Annotated in this window: 17 protein-coding genes and 1 tRNA gene; 3 read left to right on the top strand and 15 right to left on the bottom strand. The window is 38.4% G+C overall.

Going from position 1 to position 13,962, the window contains the following annotated elements; translation table 11 throughout:
• Positions 1–57: 57 nt before the first annotated feature.
• A tRNA-Cys gene (locus QZ114_RS01465) sits at positions 58–128 on the top strand.
• Between the two features lie 219 nt (positions 129–347).
• On the opposite strand, the gene QZ114_RS01460 is transcribed toward QZ114_RS01465, so the two are convergent.
• The 11 genes from QZ114_RS01460 to QZ114_RS01410 form a co-directional block, all read right to left on the bottom strand.
• Complete coding sequence (locus tag QZ114_RS01460) at positions 348–1,679, bottom strand: hemolysin family protein (RefSeq protein WP_295498890.1); 1,332 nt, start codon at positions 1,677–1,679, stop codon at positions 348–350.
• 155 nt (positions 1,680–1,834) lie between these two features.
• Positions 1,835–2,659 (bottom strand): DNA/RNA non-specific endonuclease, encoded by an 825-nt coding sequence (locus QZ114_RS01455; RefSeq protein ID WP_295498887.1) that lies wholly within the window; start codon positions 2,657–2,659, stop codon positions 1,835–1,837.
• A 38-nt stretch (positions 2,660–2,697) separates the two neighbouring features.
• Positions 2,698–2,886 carry a DNA-directed RNA polymerase subunit beta gene (locus QZ114_RS01450; RefSeq protein WP_295498921.1) on the bottom strand — a complete coding sequence of 63 codons (189 nt, stop codon included), beginning with the start codon at positions 2,884–2,886 and terminating at the stop codon, positions 2,698–2,700.
• The gene (gene murA / locus QZ114_RS01445; protein WP_295498884.1) at positions 2,879–4,162 is read right to left on the bottom strand and encodes a UDP-N-acetylglucosamine 1-carboxyvinyltransferase; all 1,284 of its coding nucleotides are present in this window, start codon (positions 4,160–4,162) and stop codon (positions 2,879–2,881) included. Before murA ends, QZ114_RS01450 begins: the two co-directional genes overlap by 8 nt.
• A gap of 23 nt (positions 4,163–4,185) precedes the next feature.
• Positions 4,186–4,416, bottom strand: a complete 231-nt coding sequence (locus tag QZ114_RS01440; protein ID WP_295498881.1) for a DUF1146 family protein — start codon at positions 4,414–4,416, stop codon at positions 4,186–4,188.
• A 56-nt stretch (positions 4,417–4,472) separates the two neighbouring features.
• Positions 4,473–5,510 carry a SepM family pheromone-processing serine protease gene (locus QZ114_RS01435; RefSeq protein ID WP_295498879.1) on the bottom strand — a complete coding sequence of 346 codons (1,038 nt, stop codon included), beginning with the start codon at positions 5,508–5,510 and terminating at the stop codon, positions 4,473–4,475.
• Complete coding sequence (coaD, locus tag QZ114_RS01430; RefSeq protein ID WP_295498876.1) at positions 5,494–5,982, bottom strand: pantetheine-phosphate adenylyltransferase; 489 nt, start codon at positions 5,980–5,982, stop codon at positions 5,494–5,496. Before coaD ends, QZ114_RS01435 begins: the two co-directional genes overlap by 17 nt.
• Positions 5,972–6,511 (bottom strand): 16S rRNA (guanine(966)-N(2))-methyltransferase RsmD, encoded by a 540-nt coding sequence (gene rsmD, locus QZ114_RS01425; RefSeq protein ID WP_295498873.1) that lies wholly within the window; start codon positions 6,509–6,511, stop codon positions 5,972–5,974. The genes coaD and rsmD overlap by 11 nt, the downstream gene beginning before the upstream one ends.
• Before the next feature lie 64 nt (positions 6,512–6,575).
• Positions 6,576–7,568 carry an aspartate--ammonia ligase gene (gene asnA, locus QZ114_RS01420; RefSeq protein ID WP_045612763.1) on the bottom strand — a complete coding sequence of 331 codons (993 nt, stop codon included), beginning with the start codon at positions 7,566–7,568 and terminating at the stop codon, positions 6,576–6,578.
• Positions 7,569–7,678: 110 nt separating this feature from the next.
• On the bottom strand, positions 7,679–8,362 hold the full coding sequence (locus QZ114_RS01415) for a Bax inhibitor-1/YccA family protein (protein WP_295498868.1): 684 nt from the start codon (positions 8,360–8,362) through the stop codon (positions 7,679–7,681).
• 54 nt (positions 8,363–8,416) lie between these two features.
• On the bottom strand, positions 8,417–9,157 hold the full coding sequence (locus QZ114_RS01410; RefSeq protein ID WP_295498865.1) for an RNA methyltransferase: 741 nt from the start codon (positions 9,155–9,157) through the stop codon (positions 8,417–8,419).
• Between the two features lie 33 nt (positions 9,158–9,190).
• Here QZ114_RS01410 and QZ114_RS01405 point away from each other — a divergent pair, with 33 nt between their 5' ends.
• Both QZ114_RS01405 and yidC read left to right on the top strand, forming a co-directional pair.
• Complete coding sequence (locus QZ114_RS01405) at positions 9,191–9,469, top strand: acylphosphatase (RefSeq protein WP_001174612.1); 279 nt, start codon at positions 9,191–9,193, stop codon at positions 9,467–9,469.
• A gap of 77 nt (positions 9,470–9,546) precedes the next feature.
• On the top strand, positions 9,547–10,473 hold the full coding sequence (yidC, locus tag QZ114_RS01400) for a membrane protein insertase YidC (RefSeq protein WP_125409770.1): 927 nt from the start codon (positions 9,547–9,549) through the stop codon (positions 10,471–10,473).
• 175 nt (positions 10,474–10,648) lie between these two features.
• Here yidC and QZ114_RS01395 read toward each other — a convergent pair whose 3' ends face one another.
• The 4 genes from QZ114_RS01395 to QZ114_RS01380 all read right to left on the bottom strand — a co-directional run bounded on the left by QZ114_RS01395 (position 10,649) and on the right by QZ114_RS01380 (position 13,961).
• The gene (locus QZ114_RS01395; RefSeq protein WP_295498853.1) at positions 10,649–11,737 is read right to left on the bottom strand and encodes a sensor histidine kinase KdpD; all 1,089 of its coding nucleotides are present in this window, start codon (positions 11,735–11,737) and stop codon (positions 10,649–10,651) included.
• Positions 11,707–12,393 carry a response regulator transcription factor gene (locus QZ114_RS01390; protein WP_295498850.1) on the bottom strand — a complete coding sequence of 229 codons (687 nt, stop codon included), beginning with the start codon at positions 12,391–12,393 and terminating at the stop codon, positions 11,707–11,709. Before QZ114_RS01390 ends, QZ114_RS01395 begins: the two co-directional genes overlap by 31 nt.
• A 61-nt stretch (positions 12,394–12,454) precedes the next feature.
• On the bottom strand, positions 12,455–13,174 hold the full coding sequence (locus tag QZ114_RS01385) for an ABC transporter permease (RefSeq protein ID WP_295498846.1): 720 nt from the start codon (positions 13,172–13,174) through the stop codon (positions 12,455–12,457).
• A gap of 1 nt (position 13,175) precedes the next feature.
• Positions 13,176–13,961 (bottom strand): ABC transporter permease, encoded by a 786-nt coding sequence (locus QZ114_RS01380; protein ID WP_295498843.1) that lies wholly within the window; start codon positions 13,959–13,961, stop codon positions 13,176–13,178.
• Position 13,962: the final 1 nt, after the last annotated feature.

Below are 13,962 nucleotides of genomic sequence, written 5' to 3'. Positions count from 1 at the left end.
AAAATTAAAAAAACTATTGACTGAAAATCTTTTTCAAGGTATAATAATAAGAGTTGCGGCGGTATAGCCAAGTGGTAAGGCACGGCTCTGCAAAAGCTTGATCGTCGGTTCAAATCCGTCTACCGCCTTTTTTATAGTAATTTATAGAATTTTATCCGAAAAGAAAACCCGATTTTACGGTTTTTTTTGTTTTTAACTTCTGTTAAATAAAGATAACTTTAAAAAACTTTTGGGGCGAATTAGAGATCCAAAAAGAACACAATAAAGAAGGACCTAGCTCAATCATTTTTAAACTGACTATCAAATTGAAAAAAGCTTTGTCGCACATTGCGACAAAAGCCTCTAGTTTACTCTATTTCTTCTTCTAACTCTAGTACAGTGATGTGTACTTTCACCTTAGTAACACGTCCATTCTTCACCTTATCATTGGTTAAGAGCAACTGTTTGTTTTTGCTAACCAACTCATAACTAAGTTTTTCGTTAGTTGGTATCGTTCCAACACCCGTTAGATAAAATCCTGCAATCGTATCCACATCATCACTATTCAGCTCGACATCAAAGTAATCATTAAAGTCATTCAAGGTCATTGTCCCTTGGACGATATATGTATTCTCACCAATCGTATGAACATAAACTTCAGCCCGGTCTGTTTCGTCATCAATTTCTCCGACAATTTCCTCTAGGAGATCTTCAAGCGTTACCAAGCCAGCCATTCCACCGTACTCATCAAGGAGAATTGCCATCTGTCTCTGACTATTGCGAAGCTCTTTTAATAGATCATCAACAAAAATCGTTTCAGGAACAAAAAGAGGATCTTGTAAAATTCTTTTCCAGACAATATTGTTAAATCCATCATCATATGCTGCCTTAAGAAGACTTTTGGTATGAATTAATCCAATTACATTGTCCTTATCACCATCATAAACCGGAATACGAGAAAAATTTTGTTTCAAAATACTTTGAATAATGGTTTGAGTATCATCTTGAATATCTACCATAAAAGCATCTGTACGTGGGACCATAACTTCTCTAGCCATGAGTTCATCAAGTGAAAAAATCCCCTGCAACATTTCAATTTCATCTGCATCAAGTGTTTCTTCACTGTTTGTCAACATATATTCAATCTCATCTCGCGTCATCTTTTCATCTGCATCATCAAATGTCATAGGTGTTAAACGACTCAAGAGATTGGTTGATGCAGATAGGAGCCAGACAAAAGGATTGACAATTTTGCCTAAACCAATGATGACTGGAGCTGTACGAATAGCCAAGGAATCTTTTAAATTCAGAGCTATTCTCTTCGGATACAATTCTCCAAAAACGATGGAAATATAGGTCAAAAATGCTAGTGATAGAAAACTCGCCATAGCATAGGCTGTTTCGCTATTACCGATCCAAGATGCAATTTCTCGTCCAAGAGTTTCTGCTAAACTAGCCCCTGACAAGATAGTAATCAAAGTAATTCCTACTTGAATAGTGGATAAAAAATGATTTGGATTTTCCAGCACTTTGAGTAAGCGAATATAGCGTTTATCCCCTTCTTCTGCTTTCTGTTCTACCCGTGATCGATTTAGGGAAACCATCGCCATTTCTGTGGCTGAGAAAAAAGCGTTGAGTAGGGTCAAGATAAACAATAATACAAATTGTAGCAACAAATTCTGACTACTTGGGTCTTCCATAGTTCTTCTCCTAAAATAGTAACTTATTTTTCATTATATCACAAAATCTAGTCCAGTACATATTATTTTTTTCTTAGTATCTATTCCAACCCTGCTGAAACTAGTAAAAGAAGAACTCCTACATCTACAAGTGACATAGGAGTTTATGTTATCTTTTACTGAGTAACAGTGACTTCTCCAGTTCGGTAATTCAGTTGAAGCCCCTTTTGAACATTGGGAACTAGAACATTAAATTCCAATTCTCCGTCTGGGGACTTGGCTTCAATCTGTGAAGCTGAAGGAACTAAATCCTCGTTTGAAGCGTAATAAAGGGTTACACGGTAACGGACACGCTTGTTTTGGTCCAAGGCTTTTCGTACCATACTTTCATAATAGTTTTGACCTGTCGAATCCTCAGCTTGAGCCTGATTGGCCCAGGCCGTTTGGACAGCTATATTTTTAGGGTTGCTAGTTGAAGCATCAAAACCATCTAAACCACCGATTAAGGCATAGCCTAACAAGTGGCCTCTGTCGACTGCGTGGGTATATGAGCCCTTTAAGTTCTTGACTTGATGCCAACCTGGAGGTGTCCAAGATGTTGAACCATTTCCTGTTTCTTCACGATTTTTATACTGACGAGTAGCCTTTGATAAGAGGGCATTGGCTACAGTTGGAACTATTTCCTTGCCGACCAGTTTGGTTTTATTATCCGCATAGGGTTTACTTGAAACCTTAGCATCTAGATTTGTTTTATTACCATTAATAATAAAAGCACCTGACCCATTCCATTCAATACTGCCTTTGAGTTGTCCCCTAACTACTTCTGTCAAGACACTTTCAGCCAGTTCCTGACTTGGTGCTTCAGAGGATTGTTTTTTCTGGCTAAGTTTAGTTTTAGGAGTTTGATTCCCTATCTGCATCTGCTTAATGTAGTAACTACCTGCAGATAAAAGTAAAAATAACAAGAATCCAATCAGAACCTGTCTCGTTTTTTTATCCATATTTCTCCCTTCCTTTAGAAAAAGACTGGTCAACCAGCCTAATTTCCTGTAAATTTACTGATCAATTCATGCCATTTTGCTGGAGATAAAATGGCCCATGGATTCTGTCCCTTCCCTAATATTCCATATCCAACCATTAAACCAATTCCAAGGGCTAAAAGTCCTAGAAATAGAACTAGAATTAGTAAAAGTAAGCGTCGGACTACATAAAAAGTGTTTTTATTCATCTTCATCAGTTACCTCAATTCGCTGAATATTTGCTCCTAGCTTAGCTAATTTCTCATGAAAACGATAGTAACCTCTGTCAAGATGGACTAATTTACCAACCACTGTCTCTCCCTTTGCTATCAATCCTATCAAAATCAAAGCTGCACTTGCACGAAGATCTGTTGATAAAACTTCTGCCCCTTGTAGAGATTGACCACCTACAATACGAGCTGTGTCACGGATAATCTCAGAATGTAAACCCATTCGTCGCAGTTCTTCTAAATGTTGGAATCGATTTTCAAAGACGGTTTCTATCATAGTAGACTCACCCTTCGCTACTGCCATTAAAGCAGTAAACTGAGCCTGCATATCCGTTGGAAATCCTGGATGTGGTAAGGTTTTCACATGAACAGCTTTAAGATTCTCAAGTTGAGAACGAACACGAATCCCTTCGTCTTCTTCAACTACTTCAACACCCATCTCAAGCATTTTTGCAATTAAAGGACGGTTGTGTTCCCAAACTGCGTCTCGAATTAAAACATCCCCACCGGTCATTGCTGCAGCTACCATAAAGGTACCCGCTTCGATTCGGTCCTGTACCACATGGTGACTTGTTCCATAAAGCTTATCTACACCCATAATGGTAATAGACTCCGTACCTGCACCCTTGACCTTAGCTCCCATTTCATTTAGCAGAATCGCTAGATCTACAATCTCTGGCTCACGCGCAGCATTTTCAATAACCGTTGTGCCATCAGCCAAGGTCGCTGCCATCATCAAGTTTTGTGTAGCTCCTACACTTGGAAAGTCCATGTAAATATGAGCTCCATGTAAATGCTCAGCCTTGGCTTCAATGTATCCAGCTGTCTGAGTAATTTGAGCACCCATCGCTTCCAACCCCTTTAGGTGAAGATCAATCGGCCGACTCCCAATGGTACAACCACCTGGCATAGATACCTTGGCATGTCCTACACGAGCAAGGATGGGACCCAATACAACAATAGAGGCACGCATCTTGCTAACATATTTATAAGGAGCCTCTTCAGTAATTTCACCTGTCGCATCCACCTCGACTATGTGTGCTTCTTGATCAAATTTAACCTTAGCATTTAATCCAGAAACTACTTTATTCATTGTGAACACATCTGACAAAATTGGAACATTATGCAAAACAGTACTTCCTTCACTAGCTAAAATAGTTGCAGCTAGCAAGGGTAATACTGCATTTTTTGCTCCTTCTATGGTAACACTGCCGACTAGACGATTATTACCACCTTGAACCACAATTTTTTCCATACCCATTTCCTTTGCTTTTAATTTTATAACAGTCCTCTAATCGCTTCTTGCCATAATTGATATAAGCTAATAAAGAAGGAACTCAAGATATAGCCCATAATAACACTAAGGAAAGCTACCAACAAAAGAACCTTTCTTGTATTATCAGCATTAACTTTTAATAGTTTTTCCCATCTAACAAGGTCTTTTAACAGGTAAAAACTAAAATAAATAAAGAGCATATGACTACTTAGAGTGAATAATAATTGAACCATCTGACTATTATACCATCTTCTCTCCTAGTTCGCTAGTTTGAAAAATCCCTTTAAAATTAGGGATTGTTTTTCAAGTAATCAATGGCGTCCTGCAAAGTTTTAACGGGAACAATTTTCATATCTGTCTTAATTGTTTTAGCCGCTTCCAGGGCTGTTTGATAGTTGTTTTTAGCATCTGGATGCGCTTTTTGTTCCTCTTCGCTAACAGGGTTATCAGGGGCAAAGAAAATAGCGGCGCCTTGTCTAGCCGAAGCTACAACTTTCTTATCAATACCTCCAATGTCCCCCACATGACCATCGCGGTCAATGGTACCTGTACCGGCAACAATACGGCCATTACGAAGGCCAGGGTCAGCTATTTGGGTATAGATAGCCAGACTAAACATGAGACCTGCACTTGGACCGCCGATACCAGCTGTTGAAAAGCGAATTGGGACATCACTGGTCACTTCCGTACGGTCAATCAAGCCGATTCCAATCCCATTTTTGCCATTTTCTAGAGTAATGATTTTTCCTTCTGCAGACTTGGTTTGCCCATCCTCTTCATAGGTCACTTTAACTGAGTCCCCTAATTTTTGAGAATTAACATAATCAATCAAGTCTTTGGAACTATCAAAGGTCTGATTATTGACTGCTGTGACCGTATCAGAAATGTTGAGAATCCCTTTAAAGGTTGAATTATCCGTCACAGTCAAGACATAAACCCCAAGGTATTTAAGTTCAATATTCTTACCAGCTGTTTTTAGTCCTTGATACTTGGCCATATTTTGCGATGTCTGCATATAAAATTGATTGATACGCATAAATTCCGCATCAGAAGACCCACCAGTGGTATCCTGAGCACTACGAATATCTGTAAAAGGCGTCAACCAAGCATAAATCATATGGGCTAAAGTAGCATGTTGGACACCAACCGTAACGAAATGATAGGCACCAGCTTCCTTATCTTCTGTGTCATTGACCTTGAGGACTTGTCGAATATCTTCAGAACCACCTGGAACTTCTATATAATAGGGCAGTGGCACTACAAAAGCCAAAAAAGTAACTATAAGAGCAAGAATGACATATAAGGGCCATCTAATCTTTTTTTTCATTTCTTATTTCCTCCAAAATACTCTCGGGAACATAGCAAGCAATATCCTGACCAAACTTCAAAAGCTCTCTAACACCGGATGAACTGAGATAGAGATGTTCAGGTCGACTATGTAAATAAATGGTCTCTATATTAGGAGACAGCTGATGGTTGTAGTAATCAAAACTGGCTTCATATTGCAAATCCGACGCATTTCTCAAACCTCGTACTAGGAAAGTAGCACCCAATTTTTTTGCAACATCAACTACCAATTCATCATGAGAAGACACGACTTCAACATTTTCCAAATGCTCTAAAGCTTTTTCTAGCCCCCGTTTACGATTTTCGATAGGAAGAAATCCTTGTTTATGGGGATTAAAAAAAATACCGACATAGAGCTTATCAAAAAGTCTGCTCGCCCGTTCAATGATATCCAGATGCCCATTTGTCATAGGATCAAATGAACCTGTGAATAAGCCAATCTTATCTGACATAGACTGTCACCTTACTAATTCCATAAATTTTTTCCTTCCAGATACCCAAACAGGCAATTTCTTCTGGAAGTTCTACCATTTTATCTGTCTCACAAACCACCATAACATCTTCAGAAAAAAGCTCTCTCTCAGCCATTTTTTCAATATCTGATACGATTTGTTCCTTGGCATAGGGAGGGTCTAAGAAAATGAGGTCAAATTCCCCAGATACCTGCTCCAATGCCCTTTCTGCATCCATCTTGAGGAGTTGAAATTTTCCAACTTCCTTGGTCATCTGGATATTTTCAGCCACGATGGTCTGAGCCTTACGGTCTCGCTCCACCAAAACAGCGCTGGACATGCCACGTGAGACTGCCTCGATAGATAAACCACCACTACCTGCATAAAGGTCCAAGACTCGTCCCCCTTCAAAGTAGGGACCAATCATATTAAAAATAGCTCCCCTAACCTTATCCGAAGTAGGTCTTGTCGTCTTTCCTTCTAGTGTCTTGAGGGGACATCCCCCATAGATTCCTGATACGATTTTCATACCGTTTATTATACCAAATTATAGGCAAAAAGAGAAAGAAAACCGAACCTTGCGGTTCGATTCTCTATAAAATATTTTCGTAAGTATCGCGGACTTCCTGAGGCCAAACACTTGTTTGCACTTCTCCGATATGTTTCTTACGAAGTAGGAACATAGCCATACGAGATTGTCCAATTCCTCCACCGATTGTCAATGGGAATAGGCCGTTCAACAAAGCCTTGTGCCATTCCAATTCCAAGCGGTCTTCATCACCTGTGATGGCAACCTGACGACGAAGCGTTTCTTCATCTACACGAATTCCCATAGAAGACAACTCAAAGGCTCCACCTAGAGACTCATTCCAGACAAGAATATCGCCATTCAGACCCTTGTAGCCATTTTCAGACTCGCTTGTCCAGTCATCGTAGTCTGGTGCACGTCCATCGTGTGGTTTACCGTCTGGTAATTCACCACCGATACCGATCAAGAAGACTGCTCCAAATTCTTTACAGATAGCATTTTCACGCTCTTTCGGTGTCAAGTCTGGGTAGCGTTCTACCAACTCTTCTGTATGGATGAAAGTGATTTGTTTTGGCAAGATAGACTCGATGTCATAGCGGGCTTCAACAGCTAACTCAGTCAGGCGAATGGCCTTGTAAATCTTCTCAACTGTTTCTTTTAGGTAGGCAATGTTGCGTTGTCCATTTGGAATAACCTTCTCCCAGTCCCACTGGTCAACATAAACAGAGTGAGTCGCATCCAGCGAATCTTCGTCTGGGCGAAGGGCCTTCATGTGAACGAAAAGACCTTCACCTTCACCGAAACCAAAACGAGCCAAAGTGTGGCGTTTCCATTTGGCAAGCGAATGCACCACTTCATAAGTAGCATCAGGGATTTGGAGAACCTTGACCGATACGGCATTCTCCACACCTGATAAGTTGTCCTGCATCCCGTCACCGACCCTACTCAAGATAGGACCTTGAACTTCGACAACTTCTAGTTTATCTTTCAAATACTGGGTAAAAGTGTTTTTGACAAAGGAAATTTCTTCTTGTTGGTGAATAAAACTTTTCTTCATAGGCTACTCCTCAAAAATTAATTAAAAGCATTATACACCTATTTTCAAGAAAAGAAAAGAGAAAATTAAAAAAAATCAGTGTCACTTAAAACACTGATTTCATAGACCTTTTAGTCATTACGGCCAAAGATACGTAAAATACTTAGGAAAAGATTGATAAAATCAAGATAGATACTGAGAGCCATTGACACAACCCAGCCTGTCGCTACACGACCTTGCGATTGTTCATAAGCATAGCGAATTCTTTGGTTGTCCCAAGCAATCAGCCCAGAGAAGACCAAGACCATGGCTACGCTAATCATATAATCAAAGAAACCACTAGCCAAGAAAATATTGACAACCATTGCAATCAGTAAACCAATGAGAGCTGCCATCATCGCTCGACCAAGGCCACTCAAATCTTTCTTGGTGAAGATACCAACTGCCGCCATGACAAAAAAGAGAAGGGCACTCGATACAAAGGCAGATAAAACTGTACCTGGAGTATAGAAGGCCACCACAAAACTGAGGGTAAAGCCGTTTAATACTGAGTAAAGTAAAAATACTGGAAGAGCCGCTGGGCTATTCTTTGAAGCCATGCTACTGGCAACAAAGACTAGGGCTAGTTCCGCAAAGGTTGCAATGGTCAACCAGAGACGCCCCTGCATCAAAAAGTAAACTAACTGAGACTGAAAGACCGTCAACATAAGGCCTGATACCAAAGCAGATAGTCCGATTCCCAGACCAACAAAGGCATAAACCTTAGCGTAAAATTGATTGAGACCTGCGCGGTCGTGAATAATAGTGTGATTCATCTTTTCTCCTTTTATATGAATGTCTTTCCTTGATTATAACAAAGAAAGTTAAAATTAGCTTAAATGGAAAATCAAAATACCAGCTGCAACTGCAACATTCAAACTCTCCGCCTGCCCCTTCATACTAATGTGGACCAACTGGTCTGCACTTTCAGCCATGAGGGGACTAATTCCTTGGCCCTCATTTCCCATGACTAGTACAAAATTTTCTATAGGAGGCAGTTCTCTGTAATCAACAGAATCTTTAGATAGGGTTGTTGCTAGCACAGGGATAGCTGCCTCTTTGGTCTCCTTAAGAAGCGCTTGACTAGACATCCGGTAAATGGGCAGATGGAAATGACTGCCTTGCATGGAACGTAAGGTCTTGAGACTATAGATATCTGCCGACTTTTCTGAAACAATCACTCCAGTAAAACCTGCTGCATCTGCAGTTCGAATGATCGTTCCCACATTACCAGGATCTTGCACATCTTCCAAAAACAAGAACTTGCCCTGACTCAAGTCAGCTTGCCCTACTTCTTCTTTTTGAACTACCGCAACAATTCCCTGAGGAGTCTGAGAATCTGCCAAATCTAGCAAAATATCCTCTGAAACCCAGACAGTTTGCGGAAAAGCAGCTAACTGGTTTCGGTAATTTTCTAGGGCAAAGATTTTCTCAATCATCACTCCAGCTTGAACAGCTTCTTCAAACAAGTGCCAGCCTTCAATCAAATAGGCAGACTTGCGGTATTTTTTTTGGTGTAATTTCTTGGCATTTTTTACCACAGAATTGGCTTTTGAGGTTATAATAGTCATAGAAATATTATAACACAATCAAAGGGGTTTGGTATGCAAAAGGTTAGAATGATTGCCCAAGGTAGGGTACAGGGAGTCGGCTTTCGTTGGGGTGTTTACAGCCTGGCACTTGAAATTGGTGGCATCACAGGCCGAGTATGGAATAACGACGATGGCACAGTCGAAATCTTAGCCCAAGCAGACTCATCTGCTATCATGGCAAAATTTATCCAAGAAATCCGCAAAGGACCCACACCTTTTTCAAAAGTCAGCTACTTAGATGTCAAACTGAGCAACTTCCCTCCCTACCCTGACTTTAAAATCGCAAATTAAGTCTCTAGAACTATTGTATATTTTGTAAAAAAACAGTAGAATAGAAAGGTATAATTTTTTAAGAAGGAATAAAAACAGTGAAATCTATTAAACGTTTTGCACTCTCGGCTATGGGAGTGGCTATGTTGCTTGTCTTGACTGGCTGTGTTAGCGTCGATAAAGCAACAGGAGAGCCAACAGGATTTATTTGGAATACTTTCGGAGCGCCTATGGCTGAAGCTATCAAGTACTTCGCTACCGATCAAGGTCTAGGCTTTGGTATGGCTATCATTATCGTAACCATTATCGTGCGCTTGATTATCTTGCCACTTGGTATCTACCAATCATGGAAGGCGACGCTTCACTCTGAAAAGATGAACGCCCTCAAGCATGTCCTTGAGCCACATCAAACTCGTCTCAAGGAAGCAACAACTCAAGAAGAAAAACTCGAAGCCCAACAAGCTCTCTTTGCAGCTCAAAAAGAGCACGGTATCAGCATGTTTGGTGGTGTAGGATGCTTCCCTATCCTCCTTCAAATGCCTTTCTTCTCTGCTATCTACTTTGCTGCCCAACATACTGAAGGGGTTGCTCAAGCAAGCTACCTAGGGATTCCTCTAGGTTCTCCAAGTATGATTTTGGTTGCCTGCGCAGGTGTCCTTTACTATCTTCAATCGCTCCTTTCACTTCACGGAGTAGAAGATGAAACGCAAAGAGATCAAATCAAGAAAATGGCTTACGTGAGCCCAATCACAATTGTCGGCTTCTCCCTTATTTCACCAGCCAGTGTCACACTTTACTGGGTTGTCGGTGGTTTCATGATGATTCTCCAACAGTTTATCGTCAACTATATCGTTCGTCCAAAACTTCGCAAAAAAGTCCGTGAAGAACTGGCAAAGAACCCACCAAAAGCAAATGCTTTCTCTACACCAAGTGGACGAAAAGACGTTACCCCTGAACAACCAACTGCTATTACAAGCAAGAAAAAACACAAAAATCGCAACGCTGGAAAACAACGTTCGAGATAAAGCTACGTAAATTACAATAATTAAAAAAACGAATGAATGATAAATAGTTTTCATCAACTAGATATCATCATTCGTTTTTGTTATCTACCGTTACATCTTATACTAATCGAAAACGTTAAATAATTTAAAAGCTCACATATAAAAACGATTCAATCATAAATTAACAAGTAACTCACTATGATTTAATACAATTCACAGTTATTAAAACTTCTGCTCCCGAGTCTCTATTTCTAAGCTCAACTCGGCCTTTGTGCAGTTTTGCAACTCTACATACAAAACTAAGTCCAATACCATAATGTTGCTCTTTATACGATCTAGCTTTATCCATACGATAAAAGAGCTTTCCAAAATTATTTAAAACTTCCTCTGGAAATTCAGAGCCATTATTCCATATACCTATTTTCAATTCCTTCCCCTCTTGCTCTACCCTAATGTTAATTTTAGGATTCTGTTTATCAGCGTATTCCAAAGCATTTGTTAAAATATTTTGTATGGCACGAATCAGAAGAGATGGATTTATATAATAGTTTTCAGTTCCTTTCACATTTTGTTCAAAAGAAAACTTCATCTGATTTTTTATCAAAAAAGAAACTTCTTTCTCTAATTCATTGATAAAATCTGAAGAGGAATACTCCGTCCAACCTGTCTCATCATCATAATAGGTTTTAGAGTAGTGAATCAATTGATTGAAATAATCTAGTAACTGTTGACTAGCTCTTTCTATATCTGCTAAGCATTCTTGAGATTGGTCGTTTTCAGTTATCGCCTGCAAAAATTCTACATTCCCCTTAATAATGGTTAAGGGAGTCTTTAAATCATGAGAAGCTGCCGAAACCTGAAACATCAAATCTTCTTTCTGTTCTTTCTCATCAACTATTAATTGTCGAATTCTATCTTGCATCACAATAATCCGATTTCCTGTCTCACGAAATTCTTTAACCGTTAAACTTTCTGTACATTCCCTCTCCAACCACATACTATTTTCATAAATCAAAGTCATTTCATAACTCAGTTTTTTCAACAATTTTCCAATGTGATAACTTATTAGAATAATCAATAAAACACAAATATATATCCATGATGACACATTAAAAAAGATTGATAGAACACCACTATTGTTTAAAGGTTTCCCATCTTCATTTATTTGTATAGATACTGAAGCTAAGGGAATAAGATAGGCCATTAATAAGCCAAGACTAAACTGCCAAATAATTCTCCAACAGGTTTCTCGAATTAATTGTCTAAAACTTTTGATTCTACCCATTGATATCCTCCACCGTACAAGGTTTTAATTGGATTTAATTGATAAGGTTTCAGCTTTTGACGAATTTGATAAATATACTCTGAAACCGAACGTAAAAGCGCTTCTGAACTTTGTGGATATAGATAATTATAAATTTCCTCAATAGAATATATTTTACTTGGGGTGCTTGCCAAAAGATTTACTATGTCAAATTCCCTCCTTGTCAAGGCAATCTTATCATCGTTTACAAATAGTTCCTTACTATCCGTATATAGTATAAGCTTCCCAATCTTTATTTGATGAATATTTCCTTTAGTCCGTTCTTCACGACGCAAGTGCATTTTAACACGTGCTAACAATTCTTGCATACTAAAGGGCTTCATAATATAATCATCAGCACCTGCATTAATTCCAGCTACTAAATCTTCATCCATATCCTTGGCAGTTATAAAACAGATAGGAACAGTTATCTGCTCGCGAATCATCTGACAGATTTCTAAACCACTAACAGGCATCATAATATCTAATAAAATCAAGTCAAATCCTGTAAAATCACAAAGATCAATCTCTTCTATCTTATTTCGTATGACTACTTCATATTTTTCATATTCTAGTACTTTTTTTATTAGACGAAGAATAGCAAGATCATCATCTACCACCAAAATTTTATAAGCCATAACTCACCCTCCTGAATATATTATAGCACTAACTGAGAAAAAGACAGGATAACCCCTGTCTTTAGCCTACATTTCTTCCTATAATTATCAATGTAGCAAATAGAAAAACAATTAATAACCAAACTATTTGTATCCCTAAACCTTGCCACACTGGATAATAAAGCGACAAGGGATGGGTATAAAAACAATTCATACTAGCCAGTAATGGTAAATTTCTAAAAAAAGAACTGAATTGTAATAACATTTGTCCCAACCCTAATAAAAGGGATAAACTGATTCCCAAAATTAAGATAAAAGACTGGGAAATAAATACAAAAATACCACTTAAAAGAGCGAAGGTTAGAATAGAAATACAAGCTGGAAATAGAATTGTTAGAACATGTTTAATATTACTCAAAAGATTGATATTGTAGTATCCTTGCGCGATTAGTATGCATAATGATATTACAGCAACCAATAATACAATTTCCATACATAATACAATAGCTAGTTTACAGATTATAAATTTCAAACGATTTGGACATGTAAGAAAACTGGTACGAAGGCTAGAACCTGTAAATTCTTGACCTATAAATAGAACCGCTAGACTAATGAAACCTGCCTGTCCTAAATAGAGACTTTGCAGTAGCTGTTCCAAAACAAACTGTAGGGTCAACTGGTCTGGCTTACTATTTAAAAAAATAACCATCGCCGGAACACACAGTAATAGAGCACCTATAATCAACCAGTGCCAAGGATTCATCATAAACTTGAGATACTCACTTTTAAGTTGCTCTTTCAACTTATTCACCTCCTCCGATATCTGACTTAAGTAAGCGGTAAATTGCTAAAGCCAAGAATGAAAAGTTCCAACAAAGTAAAAATAAAATATGTTGTAAACTATTATGCTCTAAAATTTGAGGAGATGTAGCAATCAATCCTTGCCCCAATGCAACTGGAAGAAATTTTGCAACCAATATATAGTTTGCTAAGAATGTTCCTAAATTGTAGACTTGGGGAAGCAAAAATAATAGAGGAACAATGGCTGTTTTAAATGTCAAAGCCATAATATAGGCTAGCAGTCCCAACAAAGTCCAAGCTATACTGGCTAAAAATATATAGAACCAAACTGTTCCATTTAGTGAAAAAAGCAATAAACCATCTTGTCCTAAAACATAATGTGTCATGTTAATCGTAAGGAATATTGATGGAAAGGAAATGAAAAAAGAAAATACAAGCCAAACTAATGTTTTTGAAACTAGGAAAGTACCTCGATTTGTAATAGAGAGGAGGCTTGTACGAATAGCAGAGCCTTTATACTCCTCGGCTCCGTAAATTGAGCCTAGGATAATCATAATAAAAACACCAAATAAAGTGACATCAAAACCTAAAAATTCAATAGGAGGTATAGCTTCTGCTAATTCTGGATTTGTCTCTGGTGTAGCATGGATACCAACTGAAACAATTTGAGAAGCACCAATATTTGCTAAAAACGTTTGAAATACCAGTATCAAGAATAATACAACATGAGTAGCTCTCCTATAAAGCAATTTCAATATTTCAGAATGAAGAGAGTATATAAGTGCCATG

The sequence above is a fragment of the uncultured Streptococcus sp. genome, from assembly GCF_901875575.1.
In the GTDB taxonomy this organism is placed as follows: Bacteria; Bacillota; Bacilli; order Lactobacillales; family Streptococcaceae; genus Streptococcus.
The sequence above is the reverse complement of the archived record's forward strand: the minus strand, read 5'-3'. Positions and strand labels throughout refer to the sequence as shown.

Coding starts and splice junctions, on each gene's coding strand:
- QZ114_RS01410 (WP_295498865.1), bottom strand. CDS start 9,157: ATGACTATTATAACCTCAAAAGCCAATTCTGTGGTAAAAAATGCCAAG.
- murA (WP_295498884.1), bottom strand. CDS start 4,162: ATGGAAAAAATTGTGGTTCAAGGTGGTAATAATCGTCTAGTCGGCAGT.
- rsmD (WP_295498873.1), bottom strand. CDS start 6,511: ATGAAAATCGTATCAGGAATCTATGGGGGATGTCCCCTCAAGACACTA.
- QZ114_RS01455 (WP_295498887.1), bottom strand. CDS start 2,659: ATGGATAAAAAAACGAGACAGGTTCTGATTGGATTCTTGTTATTTTTA.
- QZ114_RS01390 (WP_295498850.1), bottom strand. CDS start 12,393: ATGGCTTATAAAATTTTGGTGGTAGATGATGATCTTGCTATTCTTCGT.
- QZ114_RS01415 (WP_295498868.1), bottom strand. CDS start 8,362: ATGAATCACACTATTATTCACGACCGCGCAGGTCTCAATCAATTTTAC.
- QZ114_RS01435 (WP_295498879.1), bottom strand. CDS start 5,510: ATGAAAAAAAAGATTAGATGGCCCTTATATGTCATTCTTGCTCTTATA.
- QZ114_RS01460 (WP_295498890.1), bottom strand. CDS start 1,679: ATGGAAGACCCAAGTAGTCAGAATTTGTTGCTACAATTTGTATTATTG.
- QZ114_RS01380 (WP_295498843.1), bottom strand. CDS start 13,961: ATGGCACTTATATACTCTCTTCATTCTGAAATATTGAAATTGCTTTAT.
- QZ114_RS01395 (WP_295498853.1), bottom strand. CDS start 11,737: ATGGGTAGAATCAAAAGTTTTAGACAATTAATTCGAGAAACCTGTTGG.
- asnA (WP_045612763.1), bottom strand. CDS start 7,568: ATGAAGAAAAGTTTTATTCACCAACAAGAAGAAATTTCCTTTGTCAAA.
- QZ114_RS01450 (WP_295498921.1), bottom strand. CDS start 2,886: ATGAATAAAAACACTTTTTATGTAGTCCGACGCTTACTTTTACTAATT.
- QZ114_RS01405 (WP_001174612.1), top strand. CDS start 9,191: ATGCAAAAGGTTAGAATGATTGCCCAAGGTAGGGTACAGGGAGTCGGC.
- QZ114_RS01440 (WP_295498881.1), bottom strand. CDS start 4,416: ATGGTTCAATTATTATTCACTCTAAGTAGTCATATGCTCTTTATTTAT.
- coaD (WP_295498876.1), bottom strand. CDS start 5,982: ATGTCAGATAAGATTGGCTTATTCACAGGTTCATTTGATCCTATGACA.